18 protein-coding genes are annotated in these 18,538 nt (G+C 44.0%); 8 read left to right on the top strand and 10 right to left on the bottom strand.

Annotated elements, in window-relative coordinates:
• Positions 1–151 precede the first annotated feature (151 nt).
• Both A3762_RS11965 and asd read left to right on the top strand, forming a co-directional pair.
• A complete protein-coding gene (locus A3762_RS11965; protein WP_068755732.1) occupies positions 152–1,807 on the top strand; it encodes an HDOD domain-containing protein in 1,656 nt (551 codons plus the stop codon).
• 151 nt (positions 1,808–1,958) lie between these two features.
• Positions 1,959–2,813 carry an archaetidylserine decarboxylase gene (asd, locus tag A3762_RS11960; protein ID WP_068476423.1) on the top strand — a complete coding sequence of 285 codons (855 nt, stop codon included), beginning with the start codon at positions 1,959–1,961 and terminating at the stop codon, positions 2,811–2,813.
• Between the two features lie 16 nt (positions 2,814–2,829).
• On the opposite strand, the gene A3762_RS11955 is transcribed toward asd, so the two are convergent.
• From A3762_RS11955 to efp, 3 genes are read right to left on the bottom strand one after another with little or no spacing between them, the layout of a single operon-like run.
• Positions 2,830–3,933 (bottom strand): DUF3080 family protein, encoded by a 1,104-nt coding sequence (locus tag A3762_RS11955; RefSeq protein WP_068755730.1) that lies wholly within the window; start codon positions 3,931–3,933, stop codon positions 2,830–2,832.
• A complete protein-coding gene (epmA, locus tag A3762_RS11950) occupies positions 3,920–4,882 on the bottom strand; it encodes an EF-P lysine aminoacylase EpmA (RefSeq protein WP_068755728.1) in 963 nt (320 codons plus the stop codon). The genes A3762_RS11955 and epmA overlap by 14 nt, the downstream gene beginning before the upstream one ends.
• 10 nt (positions 4,883–4,892) lie before the next feature.
• Positions 4,893–5,465: an elongation factor P gene (gene efp / locus A3762_RS11945; protein WP_068476429.1), complete on the bottom strand. Its 573-nt coding sequence runs from the start codon at positions 5,463–5,465 to the stop codon at positions 4,893–4,895.
• A gap of 197 nt (positions 5,466–5,662) precedes the next feature.
• Here efp and epmB point away from each other — a divergent pair, with 197 nt between their 5' ends.
• The 3 genes from epmB to A3762_RS11930 all read left to right on the top strand — a co-directional run bounded on the left by epmB (position 5,663) and on the right by A3762_RS11930 (position 10,773).
• Complete coding sequence (epmB, locus tag A3762_RS11940) at positions 5,663–6,682, top strand: EF-P beta-lysylation protein EpmB (RefSeq protein WP_068754529.1); 1,020 nt, start codon at positions 5,663–5,665, stop codon at positions 6,680–6,682.
• Between the two features lie 173 nt (positions 6,683–6,855).
• The gene (locus A3762_RS11935) at positions 6,856–8,655 is read left to right on the top strand and encodes a hypothetical protein (RefSeq protein WP_068755726.1); all 1,800 of its coding nucleotides are present in this window, start codon (positions 6,856–6,858) and stop codon (positions 8,653–8,655) included.
• A 21-nt stretch (positions 8,656–8,676) separates the two neighbouring features.
• Positions 8,677–10,773 carry an EAL domain-containing protein gene (locus tag A3762_RS11930; RefSeq protein ID WP_068755725.1) on the top strand — a complete coding sequence of 699 codons (2,097 nt, stop codon included), beginning with the start codon at positions 8,677–8,679 and terminating at the stop codon, positions 10,771–10,773.
• Here A3762_RS11930 and A3762_RS11925 read toward each other — a convergent pair whose 3' ends face one another.
• Positions 10,774–11,328 (bottom strand): DUF1285 domain-containing protein, encoded by a 555-nt coding sequence (locus tag A3762_RS11925; RefSeq protein ID WP_068476437.1) that lies wholly within the window; start codon positions 11,326–11,328, stop codon positions 10,774–10,776.
• Between the two features lie 92 nt (positions 11,329–11,420).
• On the opposite strand from A3762_RS11925, the gene A3762_RS11920 reads away from it, so the two are divergent.
• Positions 11,421–11,858, top strand: coding sequence for a BLUF domain-containing protein (locus A3762_RS11920; RefSeq protein ID WP_068754219.1), 438 nt, complete (start codon positions 11,421–11,423; stop codon positions 11,856–11,858).
• Positions 11,859–11,871: 13 nt separating this feature from the next.
• Here A3762_RS11920 and A3762_RS11915 read toward each other — a convergent pair whose 3' ends face one another.
• Genes A3762_RS11915 through A3762_RS11890 form a run of 6 tightly spaced genes read right to left on the bottom strand, consistent with a single transcriptional unit; the run spans position 11,872 to position 16,276 of the window.
• Positions 11,872–12,765, bottom strand: coding sequence for a radical SAM protein (locus A3762_RS11915; RefSeq protein ID WP_068755723.1), 894 nt, complete (start codon positions 12,763–12,765; stop codon positions 11,872–11,874).
• Between the two features lie 23 nt (positions 12,766–12,788).
• Positions 12,789–13,241, bottom strand: a complete 453-nt coding sequence (sixA, locus tag A3762_RS11910; RefSeq protein ID WP_082869089.1) for a phosphohistidine phosphatase SixA — start codon at positions 13,239–13,241, stop codon at positions 12,789–12,791.
• The gene (locus A3762_RS11905; protein WP_068476442.1) at positions 13,234–13,491 is read right to left on the bottom strand and encodes a DUF4389 domain-containing protein; all 258 of its coding nucleotides are present in this window, start codon (positions 13,489–13,491) and stop codon (positions 13,234–13,236) included. The genes sixA and A3762_RS11905 overlap by 8 nt, the downstream gene beginning before the upstream one ends.
• On the bottom strand, positions 13,491–14,519 hold the full coding sequence (locus tag A3762_RS11900; RefSeq protein ID WP_068755552.1) for an NAD(P)H-dependent glycerol-3-phosphate dehydrogenase: 1,029 nt from the start codon (positions 14,517–14,519) through the stop codon (positions 13,491–13,493). The genes A3762_RS11905 and A3762_RS11900 overlap by 1 nt, the downstream gene beginning before the upstream one ends.
• Positions 14,520–14,547: 28 nt before the next feature.
• Positions 14,548–15,039, bottom strand: a complete 492-nt coding sequence (locus tag A3762_RS11895; RefSeq protein ID WP_231878798.1) for an STAS domain-containing protein — start codon at positions 15,037–15,039, stop codon at positions 14,548–14,550.
• A 58-nt stretch (positions 15,040–15,097) separates the two neighbouring features.
• Positions 15,098–16,276, bottom strand: a complete 1,179-nt coding sequence (locus A3762_RS11890; protein WP_068755715.1) for a SpoIIE family protein phosphatase — start codon at positions 16,274–16,276, stop codon at positions 15,098–15,100.
• Positions 16,277–16,422: 146 nt separating this feature from the next.
• Here A3762_RS11890 and A3762_RS11885 point away from each other — a divergent pair, with 146 nt between their 5' ends.
• Together A3762_RS11885 and A3762_RS11880 are read left to right on the top strand one after the other, a co-directional pair.
• Positions 16,423–17,868 (top strand): HD domain-containing protein, encoded by a 1,446-nt coding sequence (locus A3762_RS11885; protein ID WP_068755714.1) that lies wholly within the window; start codon positions 16,423–16,425, stop codon positions 17,866–17,868.
• Positions 17,869–17,903: 35 nt separating this feature from the next.
• Entirely contained in the window at positions 17,904–18,518 is a 615-nt protein-coding gene (locus A3762_RS11880; protein ID WP_068476453.1) for a TetR/AcrR family transcriptional regulator, read from the top strand.
• Positions 18,519–18,538 lie beyond the last annotated feature (20 nt).

The raw sequence follows: 18,538 nt of genomic DNA, 5'->3' as shown, positions 1-18,538 counted from the left end.
TGTAAATTCCGCGACTGCAAACACGAGCAAGAACCTGGATGCGCAATTCAACAAGCCTTAGAAGAAGGTAAAATTTCAGAAACCAGAATGCAGAGTTATCGCCATATCTTGTCTACACTTGATGACATCGAAACTCACTGACCGATGCTGAATGGCCGAAACAACAACTTATCCGCAAGATCTACAATCATGGGTGGAGTACTTACTTAAACGCAAACTACCCTCTGCCTTGAGTCTGGCGCCGAAGGCCGTTTTGCTGATGGAAAACGAAGCGCCGAGTTATTTGAAGTTAGCTCAAATACTCGCCCCAGACCCTGTTGTGTCACTCGCAATCATGCGCAAGGCCAACGACAATCCTCGTCCAGAAAGCGTATTCAGTAAAACTCTTGATCACGCTATGAGCATGCTAGGCCACCAGCAAGTCAAAGAGCTACTCGTTGCCATCAAAAAACTCGACATCAAATATGGTTATCGCGCTTACTACCAAACTCTCGGAGCAAGCTTAATCAAAGCCTATCTCGCACTACAATTCGCAAAGGCAAAAGGATCAGCAAAATCCTTAGATATCTTCTGGGGGAGTTTATTTTCCGACGCACCCATGTGGTACATGTGGTGTTATGCCACACCATTAATGCGAGAGATCAGTCGAGCCAGCATACCAAAGAGAAAAGCGCTTGAACTAGATTTATTGGGCTGTTCACTCAAAGACATTCAATTAGAACTCTTAACGGCACTGAACGCTCCAGATCTCGCTCTAAAAACGCAACACTGTTTGTCCTTGCGAGATTGGGCGCAATTATCACGCTTTGGCCAAGCTTCAGCACCGACTAGCGCCTCACAATCAGTGGCTCAAGCAAATCCTGCTGAGCCTATCGAGCTTAGCCCCGCATTGAAGATCGCGCGTCAACAACCTCTTTTCTTCATTGAGTTATCGCGGTTTTATCTGCATTACTATTTAAAAGATAGCTCGCCAAAACAGATGTCTCGTGCCTTAGCAACAACCGCCGCTGGACTCGATATACCCGTTGATAAGGTAAGAACACTCTGCACAAAAACGCTGTTGAAAGCCGCACATCGCTACCAAATGCCCTATTCAGCTAATGCAGTGTGTCGTGTATTTGATGATGTAAAAGAGTACGTACCTGACGCGCAAGGCGAGACTTCAGCAACGGGCGATGCACGCACTGAATTTAGTCGCGTTATTCCATCAACAGGGAAAGTTGCTAAATCAGAACGCATTATCGAAAGCACTGGCGCTAAAAAACAGGAAGATCAAAAAACAATTACACCAGAAACGTCATTCCTTCACTTATTAAAAGCCATCAAACAACAACCAACTGATTTCAACTCAGCCTCAGCTCTAATGACGAAAATGGTTGAACAGATCCAAATCGGACTTCATCTTAAACGTTGCGCTCTGTGCGTTCTTAGCAAAGATATATCCAAGTTAAACATCGTATTTAAGTCGGGCATCGACGGTGACGACCCACTCGCTAGTTTTAGCACACCTATTATCAAAGGAACGATTTTTAGCGTATTGTGCGACAAACCAGCGGCTCTATGGCTTAAACCGAGCGTCAAAAAAGAAGTCGCTGATCTTGTTCCCATGAACTTTAAGCAGACGACGCAACGTGATGAAGCGTTCTTCGCTTCTATCTTTGTTAAAGGTAAGCCTATTGGTGTGGTGTATGCCGACCAAGATCCTGATCAACGCATCGATGAAGCTCAGTTCAGGTATTTCAAACTAGCGATCAAAGCATTGGAATCATCGTTAGGAACGATTAGCCAAGACGCACAAGATTCGTAATAAAAATCAAAATAAAAACAACACATGAGAACTTCTAAGCACGCCATTAATTGAAAGCTCATCGATTAATTGCATCTGTCTTTCGCAGCAATCTGGAAGTTCTGTTATTATCCGCGGCCAATAATGATTAAGTATTTTGGAATCCGCATTTATGAAAAGCGATGATCTGTTTGTATTCAGTCAGTACATCAGCCCACAGCACTTTATTTCGCGCGTTGCTGGCAAAGTAGCGAGCACAACATTCGAACCAGTCAAAAACAACTTTATCAACTGGTTCGTCGACAAGTATGACGTCGACATGAGCGAAGCGGCAGAACCAAACCCAACTGCCTACCCTAGCTTCAATGATTTCTTTACCCGCGCTCTCAAAGACGGTGCTCGCCCTGTTGTAGAGGGAGATAACATTCTTTGCTCGCCAGTTGATGGTGCAATCAGTCAGTTAGGTGAAATCAAAGGCGGACAAATATTCCAAGCAAAAGGCCAAAGCTTTAACGTCAATGAATTGCTGGGTGGCGATGAAAAACTTGCTCAACCATTTATGGATGGTGACTTCGCAACGATTTATCTTTCACCTAAAGACTACCATCGCATTCATATGCCTATCACAGGCACATTGAAAAAAATGATTTATGTTCCTGGAAAACTCTTCTCGGTTAACCCTGTAACAGCGCAACGCGTTCCAAATTTATTTGCACGTAATGAGCGAGTCGTAGCGATTTTCGATACAGCAATCGGCCCGATTGCAATGGTTTTGGTTGGCGCAATGATTGTTGCAAGCGTCGAGACAACATGGGCTGGTCTTGTCGCGCCAATGCGTAAAAATGTTGTCAGTTTTGACTACGACAACGAAGAGCCAATCACGATTGAAAAAGGCGCAGAAATGGGCCGTTTTAAGCTAGGGTCTACCGTCGTCTTCTGTGCACCACCAAATACCATCAACTTCGAAGAGTCATTGAAAGCAGAATCACCTGTTCGTATGGGCGAAACATTCGCAACAATAAAGTAAGGCTCTTCAATCGATACTAGCGGTCGCAATGCACCGCTAGTTTCTCTTCATTTATTAACTTTCCAATCAATAGCACATGGCGTTGAATCAAGGCTTTATTGCGTTGAAAAACAGCTGTTCTCTCTTTCCTCCATCGCGCATAACTCTCACTGAGCATTGGTGCTAATTCGCCCTCCAAATCGGCCATTGCTTCGCTCAATGCGTACTGTCGGCGATTAAGATCCGCAGCCCACTGCTGAACCTCACCCACAAAATATTTTTGTACGACGTTTTGCAGTATCTTTGACGAGTGTCTCCCTGCTACACAGATTTGCTCAGAATCGAGCACGCCTTCGAGAAAGCTATTGAGCACTTCAAGCCTGTTATTCAAAAGACTAAAACTTGATAGCAGTGCTCCGCCATCACCGATATTTATCTGAAATAACATCGTCTCTAGTTCTTGCTCCGTTTGAACATAATTCTCTGACTGCCACTGTTTGAAAAGCGACACAACAGAACTCAGGGCAAGGATAGGCTCAAGATTAGTATTTTCGGGATAAGACCCTAAGTTTTTAGGCAGGCGCCAAAAACTCGAAAACTCATCCCCTTCAATCAACATGGCGGTAGAGACATAAGGAAATTGTTGGCGTTTATACTCTATCTCTTGCTTCACGATTCGAGCAAGCTCCGTCTTTTCTTCAGTCTCGAGCATCGCAATGCAACTTGGGGCATCTCGTAAAAAACGCACAAGATACAAAACGCGTTGCGATGCGGTTGCGACACGTCCTAAGCTGGAATTTGCTTGGGCAACGGTTTCTTGTAATCGACATCCATACAGGCTCATAAAGTCCAGAATATCGATACTTTCTGATGATTGAGCTTGCCATGCTTGAACTAGTGGCTTCTGTGGAAGTGTCGGAACCGACAATGTATTGAAGTCTTGCGTTTGAATTTCACCCGCGTCAGAGATGTCCGCAAACACATTTTCTAATCGAGCCTGATAGTTATCCAACACTTGCTCACCATGACTCGCTGAACTAAAGCCACAAGCACTCAACAACAATGAAAAGAGAACAACGATGACGACGCCAAAAAACTTGGCTTTGTATAGGTTCCGAAGTTCAGAATTACGCGCGATCAATGGGAAAGCTCAACACCTCTTGAATAGAACTGACTTTCAGCTTGAGCATCAACAAACGGTCAACACCAAGTGCAACGCCAGAACACTCAGGTAAGCCAGAAGCTAATGCACTTACAAGATTCTTATCATACGGTACATTAGCCAGTTTAAGTTCATGTCGCGCGCGTCGATCTTCTATAAATCGCGCCTCTTGCTCACTGGCATCCACTAGTTCGTCGTAGACATTCGCGAGCTCAATGCCTTTCACATACAATTCAGCGCGCTTCCCTACTCGATTGCCAAACGAGTCTACTTCAATACGCGCCAATGAGGCCTGGCTCGCTGGGTAATCAGTAAGAAAACACGGTCTATCAAATCCTAATTTAGGTTCGATACACACAGAAATAAGCAAGTCTAAGCATGCGTCACGGTCAAGTGTTTCACCCTCAGCAAGCCCAGCTTTGCTCGAACACAATGCCTGTAACTCGCTTAATTCGGCTGAGAATGGGTCAATCTCTAAGTACTTTAAAAAGACTTCACGGTAGGTATATACAATGGGTCGCTCAAGGCTCAACTGCTCACAAACGAGATCTGCGATTTCTTCCATTAATTCAGTCAAACTGAACCCTACTCGATACCACTCAAGCATTGTGAATTCGGGGTTATGCCTGCCCCCCTGCTCGGCTTCACGAAAACTTTTACAAAGCTGATAGATATCGCCTAAACCGCTTGCGAGTAGACGCTTCATCGCAAACTCTGGAGAGGTTTGAAGAAAAAAGTTTAAGGATTGATGCGCATCTTGATTGCCTGAAGCACGATAACTTGCAAGATGTGGGTCCGTTGACCCTGAAACACTCATCAACGGCGTGTCGACTTCGAGAACATTACGTGCAGAAAAAAAAGCCCGCAGCTGAGCATACAACTCAGCACGGGCTTTAATTGCGGTATGTGAACAACTAGGCTGCCACATAAAGAGAAACTTAACCTTTCGCGCGGCTTACGTATTCGCCAGTACGCGTATCGATTCTCAACACTTCACCAATATTAATAAACAAAGGCACGTTAACCACTGCGCCAGTGGTTAGTGTTGCTGGCTTTGTACCACCTTGCGCTGTATCGCCCTTCAAACCAGGATCTGTTTCTACAACTTCAAGTTCAACAAAGTTTGGCGGTGCTACGTTTAATGGCGCTCCGTTGTATAAGGTTACAACGTAGACGTCTTGTTCTTTCAACCATTTTTGCGCTTCAGCCACAGCATTCTCATCTGCACCGTGCTGTTCAAAAGAACCGTCGGTCATCATGAAGTGCCAAAACTCACCATCGGTGTACAAATACTCCATATCGTGCTCCATTACGTCAGCACCTTCTAGAGATTCACCAGACTTAAAGGTACGCTCCCAAACACGTCCAGTTTTGAGGTTACGCAGTTTTACACGGTTAAACGCTTGTCCTTTACCCGGCTTTACATATTCGTTCTCAAGGATCGAACATGGGTCGCCATCAAGCATTACCTTAAGGCCACCTTTAAATTCGTTTGTTGAAAAATTCGCCATTTTATCACCTAACTGTCCCTACTTAATTTGTAGGCTTCTGATACAAAGTGCAATAACTAAGCAGTAAACAGCTATACCGCTACCACTTTCAGTTACTAAAGTGTAGATTATGCGGCCGATCTAAGCGGCCAAAAAGTGGCGGCAATCATACACGCTTCGGTTTATTCTGTCGAAATACTCGTCTACGTATTAGCACTATGCAAGAACACATTCAGCATTCGCCTCTTATCGCTCGTTCGATCGACCAAGATTGGCAATCGATTTACAGTCAAAGCACACTGACTGTCGGCGATCTATTAACGCAGCTCGGCCTAGACGCGCACCCCTTAGCAACACAACAAACGCTCGATTTTCCACTTCGTGCACCGCAGCCCTATCTCGATAAAATCAAACCTAACTCACCCAATGACCCCTTGCTTTTGCAAGTTCTACCTCAGACTAGAGAATTCGAACAGGTTGATGGTTTTACAGCTGAACCCTTACTCGAACAAGATTACTCGCCCGTCCCTGGTTTAATTCATAAATATCAGTCTCGGGTTTTGCTCGTCTTAACGCAGGCCTGCGCCATACACTGTAGATACTGTTTTAGACGTAATTTCCCTTATTCAGAGCACCAGCAATCTCGCAAACAATGGGACAATGCTCTGGCTTACATTCTGGAAAATAAGCAAATTAATGAGGTCATTCTAAGTGGTGGCGACCCACTAAGCTTGCCTGATAAATACCTATCCGATTTGTTACATCGTATTGATTCTATCGCGCACATAAAAAGGATACGTATTCATACGCGAATGCTCCCTAGCCTGCCGCAACGAATTAGCGATCCCTTTATCGAGATTCTCAAGACACTCAACAGCAATATTGTTTTTGTTGCGCATTGCAATCATGAGAATGAATTGGGTGACGACACGGCAATTGCATTTAGAAAACTCAAAGCCGTCGGCGTTACCTTACTCAACCAATCAGTATTGTTAAAAGACATAAATGATAACGCAGGCATCCTGCAAAATTTGTCAGAAAAGCTATTCGATCAAGGCGTATTGCCCTACTACCTTTTCACCCTCGACAAAGTAGATGGCGCAGCACATTTTGATTTGAGCCGAGAAAAAGCAAAAGAGATTTACAAGCAGTTATCCGCCTTGCTACCTGGGTTCCTACTTCCCAAACTCGCTGAAGAATGTCCGGGGGAAACAAGTAAATCCATACTTACTTGGTAAGCCTTGCGAAACATTAACCCGAACCTTGTCACTTAATTAAAAATGTTTGCTCTTAGGGCTCAGCAATAGCGAATTTCCCTGCTATTATAAGGAGATAGAACTATATGCTGACTAAGTGTTCAGCCTAATAACCAATTAAAACCGACAAACATCAACAGGAAGAACTACAACAGATGTTGGGTCCAGACCTTGAGCTTTTGATAAGTATCCCCGAACAAAACTTGGGTGAACTTTCATACACTGATTCCACCCCGGAAGCCTTTGCTGACTGGGTCGCGAATCTGCCCATGGCGAATTTAGGCGAGCTGTCTCGTCAACTATATCGTGCGATTAATGAACTAAATCGCCTTAAGTGCAAGCCAGAAACTCGCTCAAAAATGCTTGAGGACATTCGTAAACCTATCCATTACGCATGCGAAGAGCTGTCAAAACATTTTCTTAACGCATCTATCACACCTCAAGAAAAGCAACGCAAAGTTATCAACCTTGTCACGAGCCTTCATCTTTCTCTAGCCGCTGGCTACAAAGCAGTGCTATTAGAGAGCGTTCCTAATCTTGGGTCAGAACATACACGTAAAAACTTCAGCTGCGCAGCACACCGAACCATTACAGAATTTGGACGTGTTCAGCTTTTGTCAGCCAAGCTCTATATTTCCGTACCGAAAATGCTATGGAAAGAAATGAACGAGATCTATCGTTTTAGCGATGAGTTAGGCCTAATGAAGTATCTAGTTCGCGATGAAGACAATCTTGTCGAACCAGACTCATCGATCAAAAGCGCCTATAAACGAAACTTGTTACTTGCCTGCTGCCGCTCAAACCAGTTGCGTAAGCAAGAGATCGATTCTGTTTGGGTGCTGTTCGAACGATGGGCTAACTACGTAGAGCTAGGTAGAAAGTACCTCGCCTCAGCTGTCTTCTGCATCAATTTATCCGAAGACCAAGCTCCGCGACACAAGAGCCTCCTGCATGAAGAGCTGAGTGATTTTTACTATGGGTTTGATACGGCTGAACTCATTACCCGCATCACTTCGCACCTAAGTTCAGCGAATTCGACGATCACCCATTTAGAAATGCCGATCAATATCAGTAATGGCTTACTGCATCACTTGCATCATTCACTTGGTATTCTCACCAAACGAACCTTTAAGCGTATCGCAAGCGATGGCTCGCTTGAGCTTGCTGTTGGTTTGAGTGCTATGCACTACTACACCTCAGGTCGAACATCCTTCCAGCCACACTTGTTTGGGATGGAACCTATTGACCTTGATAACTCGACCGAATCTCGCGTTAGTCGAGCCAAAAGTAACGACCCTTGGTCTAATGCCTTTGATGCGGCCGCTATTACAAGTCCGAAATCGATTCCTAGCGAGTCGGTGATTGACTATACCAATCATCCTGAGAGCGCTGACAAAGACTTTCCTGTGCACACCACTAGCCTGATCAATACAAGCCCTGGTGGATATTGCATTCAATGGGGCGGTCACATTCCAAAGAATGTTCAAGCTGGTGAACTTCTTTGTGTGCGCGAAAGCGATGAGAAATCATGGAGCATTGCTGTTATCCGCTGGATTCGATACTCCAAGCAAAAAGGTACGCAGCTTGGTATCGAGCTACTCGCACCTCGCGCCAAACCATGTGCGGTGCAGCAACTCAACAAAACTGGCAAACACAGTGAATTTTTGCGTGGTTTGCTTCTACCAGAATTGAGCAGCATCAGCCAACCAAGCACGCTAATTACGCCTCGCCTCCCATTCAAAGAAGGCAATAAGGTGATTTTGCGTTTCAGCGGCATCGAATCTAAATGCATTCTAGCCGCCACTGTTTCAGAAACTGGTAGTTTTAGCCAGTACACCTTACGCGCAACAGATGTTCTAGATTCGAAATCTGCGCAACTCGAAGAAGAAACACAACAACCCAAAACCGAAATAAGTCTCGAAGACGAATTCGATTCTCTTTGGCCTAGTCTGTAGTTAACGCGGTACCAATAAGTAATGACAAAACAAACCGACACCCTCTTCCTTCTTGTACTTGAAGACTCTCAAAATGATGCAGAGAAACTTGTCAGCCTATTACGAAACGCTGGCATTGCAACTAGAGCAAAACTCATCGAAGACGAAGAAGAACTAGAGCAAGCGTTATCCGACGGACAATGGGATTTATTTGTTGCAAGAGAATCAGCGGCAGACTTCGATCTAAGCCAAGCTTGCATTCAGATATCAAAAAAAGACTTATATATCCCTCTAATTATTATTTCTGAAGAATATGACGAAGAAAAGGTCAGTGCGCATCTAAAGAGTGGTGCGCATGATGTCGTATCAAGCACTCAAGAAAAACACTTCGTTGAAGTGGTCAAACGTGAGTTATCACACGTTCGCGCAATACAAAAACTGCATCACCTTGAAGTTGAAATTCGCGATGTCGAACATCGTTGTGAATTACTGCTCGATAGCTCTAAAGACGCAATTGCATATATCAACGACGGAATGCATATCTATGCCAATAGCTCGTATCTTGAGTTTTTGGACTACGACGATATTGACGAAATGATCTGCATCCCAGTGATGGACACCCTCAGCGGCGATTCGCAAGAAAAATTCAAAGAGATCGGTAAAGACTTTTTAAATAGCAATAGTGACGCTAAACCTGTCGAAAACGTTTCACTCACATCAATCAGAGAAGATGGAACAGAAATCCCTGTTCTTGCTAGCTTCTCGCATGCGAGCTATGACGGCGAAAGCTGCCTTCAAATCATTTTGCGTCCTGAAGAAAACTCCGCTGAACTCGAAGCAAAACTGAAAGAAATGAGCCAGATAGACTTACTAACAGGTCTGTATAACCGCTCATACTTCATGGATGCTCTTCATGAAAGCAAAGAAGGCGCCCTCAGCGACGACAGTAAAGCTGCTGTTTACTATTTAGCGATTGACCACTTCCACAGTGTCAAAGCGAATTTAGGTATCGGTGACGCCGACTTTGTATTACGAGACTTAGCCCAGATTCTTGAAACCAAGAAGAGCGACAAAGTCACCCTTGCCCGTTTAAGCGATGACGTGTTCGGCATGATCATCAATGACACCAACGACGCACAAGCAATGGATGTCGCAAATAGTCTTTGCAAAGAAGTCGAAGATCATTTGTTCGACGTAGAAGGCAAAACTGTTCAAGTCACATTGAGTATTGGTGTAACAATCATTAATGCCAACGCTCCAAACATTAAAGACATCTTGGGACGTGCGCAAACCGCGTCAGAAGGCGTTAGAAAGCTTGAAGGCAAAGCCAATGGTAACGGTGTATTGTTATTTGAACCTAAAGTAGAAAACCCTCTAGGTAATCACGACACCGCTGGCAGCTACATTGAGAAAGCGCTAGACGAAGACAAATTCATACTGCTCTTCCAACCAATTCAAAGCCTTCGCGGCGGAACGCACGAGCACTACGAAGCGTTTGTGCGCATGATTGATGATAAAGGCCAGGAAGTTTCACCTTACGAATTCCTACCACCTAATGGTCCATCAGAGGTTGCTGGCAAGATCGACAAATGGGTCATCCTACAAACCATCAAGCAACTTAGTGAGCACAGATCTCAGGGGCATGATACGCGCCTATTCATCAATTTAACGGCCGAGTCCTTGCAAGATCCTAACTTCATCTCTTGGTTAAATGTGGCATTAAAAGCAGCGCGCTTACCCGGCGACTCTTTGATTTTCCAAATCTCGGAAAACAATGCGATTACTTATCTAAAACAAGCAAAAGAGTTCGAAAAAGGATTAAACACCTTACATTGCAATTTATCCGTGAATCAATTTGGTCGTGCGATCAATCCATTCAATCTTCTCAAACACCTTACTCCGGAGTATGTGAAGCTTGAAGGGTCATTTACTGAAGAAATGCAGAAGAGTCCTGAAGGCAAAGAAGCAATGAAAGAAATGATCACTTCTCTGCAAGGCATGAATAAATTGACGGTTGTTCCATTGGTCGAGAGCGCTTCACTACTCGCAACCCTATGGCAAGCAGGCGTTAACTATATTCAGGGTTACTACCTACAAGCACCTAGCACAGAAATGAACTTCGACTTCAGCGAAGAATAATCAAAGCTTAAAAAAGTGACCGCTACTCCTTATTCCGTAGCGGTCTGCTTCATCCGCACTCTCTTCCATATAATCCGCTAATTCGTAATACACTTGTCGACTTATTAGAGCTTGTAAATTCCGGCGCACTGTAACCACAGGCAAAGCTTCACCCGCGCTATTCTCAAGCAAAGCTATCGGATGATCTGGCGACAACTCAAAGGTATCACCAACGTTTGTCGACAAAAGGACACGTTGATCTCGCCCTTCGCCACTTACCTCTGCAAGTCGTACAACGAACGGCAAACACTCAACTGTAATCTTCACCTTCTCAGCAGGCGTCACCAAATAGTAATCTTCTTCGTCGAGCAGAAGAATGCGAGAGAATAACTGAACAGTCGCCTCTCGCGTCATTTCATCACCGTTATACCACCAAGAGCCATCCCGTTTAATAACAATATTGAGCTCACTCTCACGCGATGGCGTCCACGTTTCTACTGGAGGAATTTTACCTTCGAGTGCAAGGAGGTCTTTTAACTCAGATGCGAAATTGGGAAGTATCTTCTGTGTAGTCATATCTAAAACTTTCTTAGTAGATTAGCGGAACTGGAGATCAGTACATTCTTGAACTATTGTTACAGACATCGAAGCTCGACGCCTAATCACTTATGACTGAAACCGCTATTTTATACGTTAGTCAGGCCTTAACCGACTTTACGGTTGAAGAATTAGAGGTCCTACAACAAATTTCTTATAGTAATAATTTAGTTCTAGAGATTTCAGGCTACCTATATTTTGAAAATCATAGGTTCTTTCAATATCTTGAAGGGGAAGACTCAGTTGTTCATCAAGCATTTGAACGTATTAAGAAAGATCCCAGACATAAGATTATTGGGGTGCTCGAGCAACAAGATATCGTGCGTAGATTTCCTGACTGGTCAATGAAGTGGCTTCAAAGCAGCATATTCGCCAATCTCAATTTAGAAAAACTGCTGATTGATCACCTATCTATTATGAGCAACTTTAAGAACGACGGACCAGACTTCTCTGGTTCAGCATTTCAAATAGTCGATACCTTATCTAAGCACCAGATACAGCTAAGCTAGCGCACACGCACTGCTATAAGCCGCGCTGCCACTCTTCACGTAGTTGAATTTTCTCAGGTGTATTAATTGCTGTATCAAGTTGCATTAACAACTTGGTTTTATCTCGTCCTAACTGCCCCTTTAAAGGCAAGTAATTCGATGCATGATCCGAACGGAATGTAGAATCTTCAAGTTCAAGGTGTGAGATAAACGTGTGCAGCTCTCTAAATAATTGTGTTTGGGTTAAGGGCTCCCAATCAACAAAACGCTCTCGATAACGCTCTTCTCCCATAGGAAAACTCACCACAAGCGTTGAAACATAATCAGGTTGTGCGGCATTGATCGCCTTAGCGGAATTCACAGCATGTTGTTGCGAATAACGTTGCCCGCCCAAGCCATTCAACACCATTACCGAAGACTTGATACCTGCCTGCTTAATCTTTTGCAAAGCGGATACAGAACTTTCAAAACTCTCGCCTTTATTCACCATATCGAGCACAAATTCATCACCAGACTCTAAACCAACGTAAAGCATTTCAAGCCCAAGTTCGCGCAATTCTATTAACTCTTCAACACTCTTCTTAGCCAAATTACGCGGTAAACAATAGGAGCTCACGCGCTCTAAATTTAGGAAAGAGTCTTTCAAGTTTTCAAGCACCGACTTCAAACGCCGCGTTGGCAAAATCATCGCATCACCATCCGCTAAGAAGACGCGCTTAGTCTGAGGAACTTGTGCGGCGACTTTAGCAATGTCAGCTTGAACTTCTTCATCTTTGCGTGCGCGAAACTTCTTTTGCTCTTGGGTATACATTTCGCAGAAGGTGCATTTATTCCAAGAACAGCCATTAGTAAGTGGCAAAATAAATGAATAAGCCTCGCTTGGTGGACGAAACACCGGCTCGATATAGTCAATCGGGTAGAAATTCATAACTCTAGTAAAAAGTTTGTTCGTTAAACGGGGACGATATCACACATGCCAGAGGCGATCACTTCACCACGTAAGTGCACTAACTCGCTTGTTTGAAAAGGATAGCTAGTGTAGGGGTGCCCTTCTGTTAAGAGGCTGACTAGCTCTCCAAGCAATGGCATATGCGCCACAATCAGCAAGGTTTGATCATCGCGTAATAAATTTAGCTTTCTTGTCGCACGCTCAGGGTCAGAATCAGGACGAAGAAACGTCTGCTCTTCGACGATAAGACTATATTCTGATGAAAATAATTGCGCTGTCTGTTGTGCTCGCATCAAGTCACTACACCAGATGTCGCTTACAGACATATTCATCTTAGATAGGCGAAGAATAGTTTCTTTTGTCTTTGCAATGCCGGCATCGGTCAATGGACGTTGTCGATCACTTGGCGCATCAAAAGATGCTTCACCGTGACGGCACAAAAACAAATCAATCATTCGTACTATCTCGCTTGCTCTCGGGTTCTGGCCAGTCAGCGAAAGGGAACGGCTTTTCGTCTGAGGAGAAACTGATAAATTCAGAGATTTGCTTTAAATACACACCCAGTCGCGCACCAAAATCCTTAAGCGTTTCACTTGGTTCGCCGACTGTCACACTCAAAATACTCTGAATTAAAGCGATCACCGCAATGACGATCTCAGAAAAGCTGAAAACAACACAAAACAATAAAACATACGCGATACGCATTAAATTTCATCCTTCGGTAAAGTATATTCAACATCTGTATTACGCTCAGCGAGCATCAATCCTTTTACAACCATTGAGATCGGCTGCTGCTCATACATAACCTTATATAAGCCCTGCACGAGCGGCATGTAAATATCATGTTCATCCGCATAGCGTTTTACCTGCTTAAGCGTGTTCACACCCTCAGCGACCTCACCCAAGCTTTCGATTGCTTGCTCGAGGTTTTTCCCTTCGCCAAAGGCAAAGCCCACTCGGTAATTTCGGCTCAATGGAGAACAACACGTTGCGATTAAGTCACCCACGCCAGATAAACCTAGAAAAGTCATCGGATTCGCGCCCTGACGCTCAGCAAAACGTCCCATCTCAGCAATGGAACGTGTTAGCAGCATAGCAATCGTGTTCTCACCTAATTTCTTAGCCGCAGCAATGCCAGCAATAATCGCGTAGATATTTTTGAGAGCACCGCCAAGCTCTACCCCGTACACATCGGCACTCGCATACACTCGAAAGTATTCGCAGCTAAGCGCTTCTTGCACAATACGGCGCAAATCAGAATCTTCACTCGCAATTACAGTAGCGGTAATTTCATGTTTCGCAATTTCTTTTGCGAGATTAGGCCCACCCATGACACCAACACGATTGTTTGGCAATTCAGAGCGAAGAATATCGCTCATCAGATTTAGTGTGCCAGGTTCAATGCCTTTAGTCGTACTAACAACCATCTGTCCTTCAGAAATGAAGCCTGAAACTTGCTCCACAACCATACGAAATGACTTACTAGGGATAGCAAAAAAGATAACATTCGCGCCATCGACCGCAGTCTGAAGATCGCTACTGACGGATAAGTTTTCGTGAAGTACTAAATCTGGCAAGTATCGTTGGTTGATACCCGTTTGTTGAATCTCTTGAACGGCGTCTTCATTGCGCATCCAAAGAGCAACGTCATATCCATTCTCAGCAGCAATATTTGCAATGACGGTGCCGAAGCTCCCACCACCAAGAACGGCAATGCGTTTGCAATCGCTCATTTAAAAATCTCTTGAATAACTTACAGGGCTAGCCTGCTTTAAAGGTCACAACGTCGTTGCCTTCTAGTGCATCAACAAGGTCACGAAACTTCGTACAATTGCTCTCGTTAATGTCCATCAAGACTTTATGCGCTTTTAAAACCGTCTGGCGCATTTCTTCTTCTTGAAGAGGGCTTTGTGGCATTTCTAACAGTTCTGACTCATTTTCAATCGGTTCACGCGTAATCAAGAAAACGCTGTCAAAACCCATTGACTCGATAACTCGGGTGACGTCTGGATTGGTAGAAACAATAGAGGGTAAAAAGTGGGACTTTTCTTTTGCTTTTACAGCAAGCTTGGCCAGCATGCCTAGTGTAGTGCTATCAAGATGTATGGTTTCAGTGAGATCGACAATGAGACTCCGAAAATTGAGATTTTCAGAAATCGTATCAATCGCCACATCAATGGTCGAGCACGCATTTAAGCGGACTTCACCCACCAACTTTAATACATATACACCGCTACAATCGGCTTGTAACACTCTACATTCGGACATCGCTAACTAACTCTTGATAATGCAAGCAACACCCTACCATCCGCTACGACGCATCCTTATCGCAGACCGTTAACACGGCAATATCGTCCGGTAGATCATCGATATCATCCAATCCAACCGATGTCAGTAATGATTCTATCCCTCCTCGCTCACGAGAAACAACATCTAAAAGTAACTTTTCTTTCTCTTTTAGTGTATCACTCGGCAAAACTTCTAATATCCCATCTGAAAAAACAGTGATTTTAAAGTCTTGTGGCAAAGGGCATACAACCCGCTCAAACTCTGGATCAGGAAATAAACCAACCGCGACACCTTTTGCATTTAAGTACTCCGCACCAGACGGACTACTCAGTATCGGCAGGGGGAAATGCCCGCCAATGGCATAGGTTAGGCTGCGATCACTATGATCAACAATACCTACAAATACGGTTAAGTGCTTTCCTAGATCCGACACAATCAATTCCTGATTGAGTCTTTTCAAAAACTTCACTGGACAGCTTAGCTCATCACTTGAGTTTCGGCGTAAATTTCTCAGTAATCGTGCTGATAGATTTTTTAAGAGAACCGTGACGAACGCAGACGAGGCTCCGTGCCCAGATACATCTGCAAAATAGAACAAGGACTTTGTATCGTCGATACGAAAGTAATCTAGAAAATCACCACTTAAGTACAAAGACGGACGAACAATATGATCAAAATGGAAATCGTTAATGATTTTATCTGGCTGAGGAAGCATCTTGAGCTGAACCTGCAAGCCGGCTTTTTGATCTGTTCGTAACTCGTGAATACCTTCGCGAAGCTTGCGATTTCGTTCCTCGAGCTCTGATCGCAGTCGTTTATTCAACTTACTGAGACGGATTTGATCCAGTGTTTTATGAATCACTGAGTCTAAACGCTCAAAGTCTTTCACTGGCTTAAGTATGAAATCCCCTGCCCCACCTCTGAGACAAGCTACAACATCACCCGCCGACTCAACTTCAGACACAATGATCAACGATATTTCTTTCTTATCACTTTCGAAGAATGGCAATAGCGGGATTTGTTCGGAGGGAACATCTGCAAAAATCAGGTCGGGCGCTTCAGGAAGAGCTAGTAGATGCGCCGTTTCGACATTAGAAGCCGCTTGGACAAAATACCCTTTTCCAGTGAGATAACTCACTAGATTCTCACGATCAACAGGGTTGGAATCGATCACTAAAATTTGATCTGAGCTTGGACTCATAACTGCGCAATATTCATTGTTCTTTTATGCAGTATAGGCGAGCAAACGCGTTGGTAAAGCCTTATGCAAATATTGCCCGTTTTCATCAAGATTTCTCGCTATACTAACTTTAGGATCAAAAAGAAAACTATCGATAAGGAAACACTTTGCAGCTGCGTATTAACGATTTATTGGGCAACTACCATAAATTAATTATGGACCCTGTCCATGGCGGTATTCCTGTTTCACGGCTTGAGGTTGCCATCATTGATCACCCTTTGTTTCAGCGCCTGCGTTTTATTTGTCAAAACGATATTTTGTCTCTTGTGTTTCCCGGAGCGACCCATTCACGCTTTCTCCATAGCGTAGGAGCCATGCATGTCGGCGGACGTATGTTTATGGCAATGGTCGAAAATGGACTAAAAACATTTGGCAGCAATGCTAGTGTTTCCGCCGAGACATTAGAAGCGATTAGTTATTTCCATAGAATAGTACGCTGTGCATGTTTACTACACGATAGTGGACATAGCAGCTTTTCTCATCAATTCAGTCGAACACCGACTATTCAAAATATCTTAAGCACACCTGGTATTTTCGAGCAATTATGGTCTGGAGAAGACAGCACACAGTTCTATGCTGAACAGCCTAGCGCTTTAGAGCATGAACATTATTCTGTTCGCGTAGCGCATCATATTTTGCAACAAGGGCAAGATGCCACTGAAGATATTGCCCCCCAAGATATCATTGCGCTAATGGAAACAAGCGCCACACACGCAACTGAGAAATTCTCGCATCACGCGAAGGCTATGTGGCCTTTAGTCATAGGTAACCAACAATCACAGCCACCAGAAGACTTTCCTGAACTTTTCCGCTCATTGCTTTCAAATATCGTCTCTGGGGAACTTGATGCTGACCGCGCCGATTATATGCTGCGCGACGGTTTTCACTCATCCGTCACGATTGGCAGCTTTAACCTTGATCACCTATTGAGCAATCTAAAATTTGGACGATGCAGCCAAACCGGGTGGGTTGGCATCGGCATAGCCGCCAAAGGTTTAAGTTCTTTAGAAGACTTCGTGTACAGTCGACATCAAATGTATCGACAAGTGTACGCACATAAAACGGCGCAAGGCTTTGATCTTCTGCTTCGCGCAGCAATCGAAGAAGTGATGAAAAACTCTGAAGTCAGTACCTTCATTCAACAGTGCCTATCGGATTTAGAATACTTTCAGCACCTGAGTGATAGTTATTTCTGGGAAGCATTTCGACGCTATAGTTTTAGAAACAAAAACTCATATAGCTATTGCATTCTCAACCGAATCAAAATGCCGCATTTATCGACCAAGTCGAACTTATCAGATGCGGAACTGCCTTCTTACATCAAACTCATCGCACAAGAGCATGCGATTGGCGAAGATGATGTAATCACAGCGAAACTTACTGCCCGCTTTACCAAGATCGACGACAGCTATACCGCGATGAAAGTACTCGAGGATAGTGAAGCCCATGAGCTAATGTTCAAGCGCATCAGCAAAACCACGCAATTCTTTGATCAATTTAAAGATGATCAAATTACGCACTTTTATATTGACCCTACACGGGTCAAAGCGTGACTATATGTGGAAAGGTTGAGTCTGCTTAAACACCTATGAAAACGCGCGATAGAATTCTTCACACAAGCCTTCGGTTATTTAACGAGATGGGCGAACCGAGCGTCACTACCTTATTGATCGCTGACGAGCTCGATATTAGCCCGGGCAACTTGTACTACCACTTCAAAAGTAAAACAGACATTTTAGAAGAGCTGTTTCAACAATTTGAAGAATGCATGTATAGCATTCTCATTGTTCCAGAATCAGAAATGGATATTGAAGATCTCTGGTTTTACCTCCATCTGATCTTCGAAAATATCGCGAAGTTTCAGTTCCTGTACAAAGACCTCGTCACCATCATGGCGAAATATCCACAATTCGAAAAGCGCTTTCAGAAGATCTTAAACACAAAACGTAAAGCCAGTATTTCTGTACTTGAAAACGCACGGAAGAATGAGCGATTACATGCGTCAACAGATGAAATAGAAGCACTCACTGAGCAAATCATTCTCACAACTACATTCTGGTTAAGCTATTCCTCAGTAAGAGAAGGCCAAGTCGCAGATGATGCCCTTGCGAGAGGCGTTTACCAAGTCATGTCAGTTGTCGCGCCTTTCCTCGAGCCAGAGCGAAGAGCAATGATCAACGGACTGAAAGACGCTTATCTATAAGTTATCGACAGAAATGCCTA

Source organism: Oleiphilus sp. HI0125, from assembly GCF_001635355.1.
This window is presented reverse-complemented; position numbering and strand designations above follow the sequence as displayed.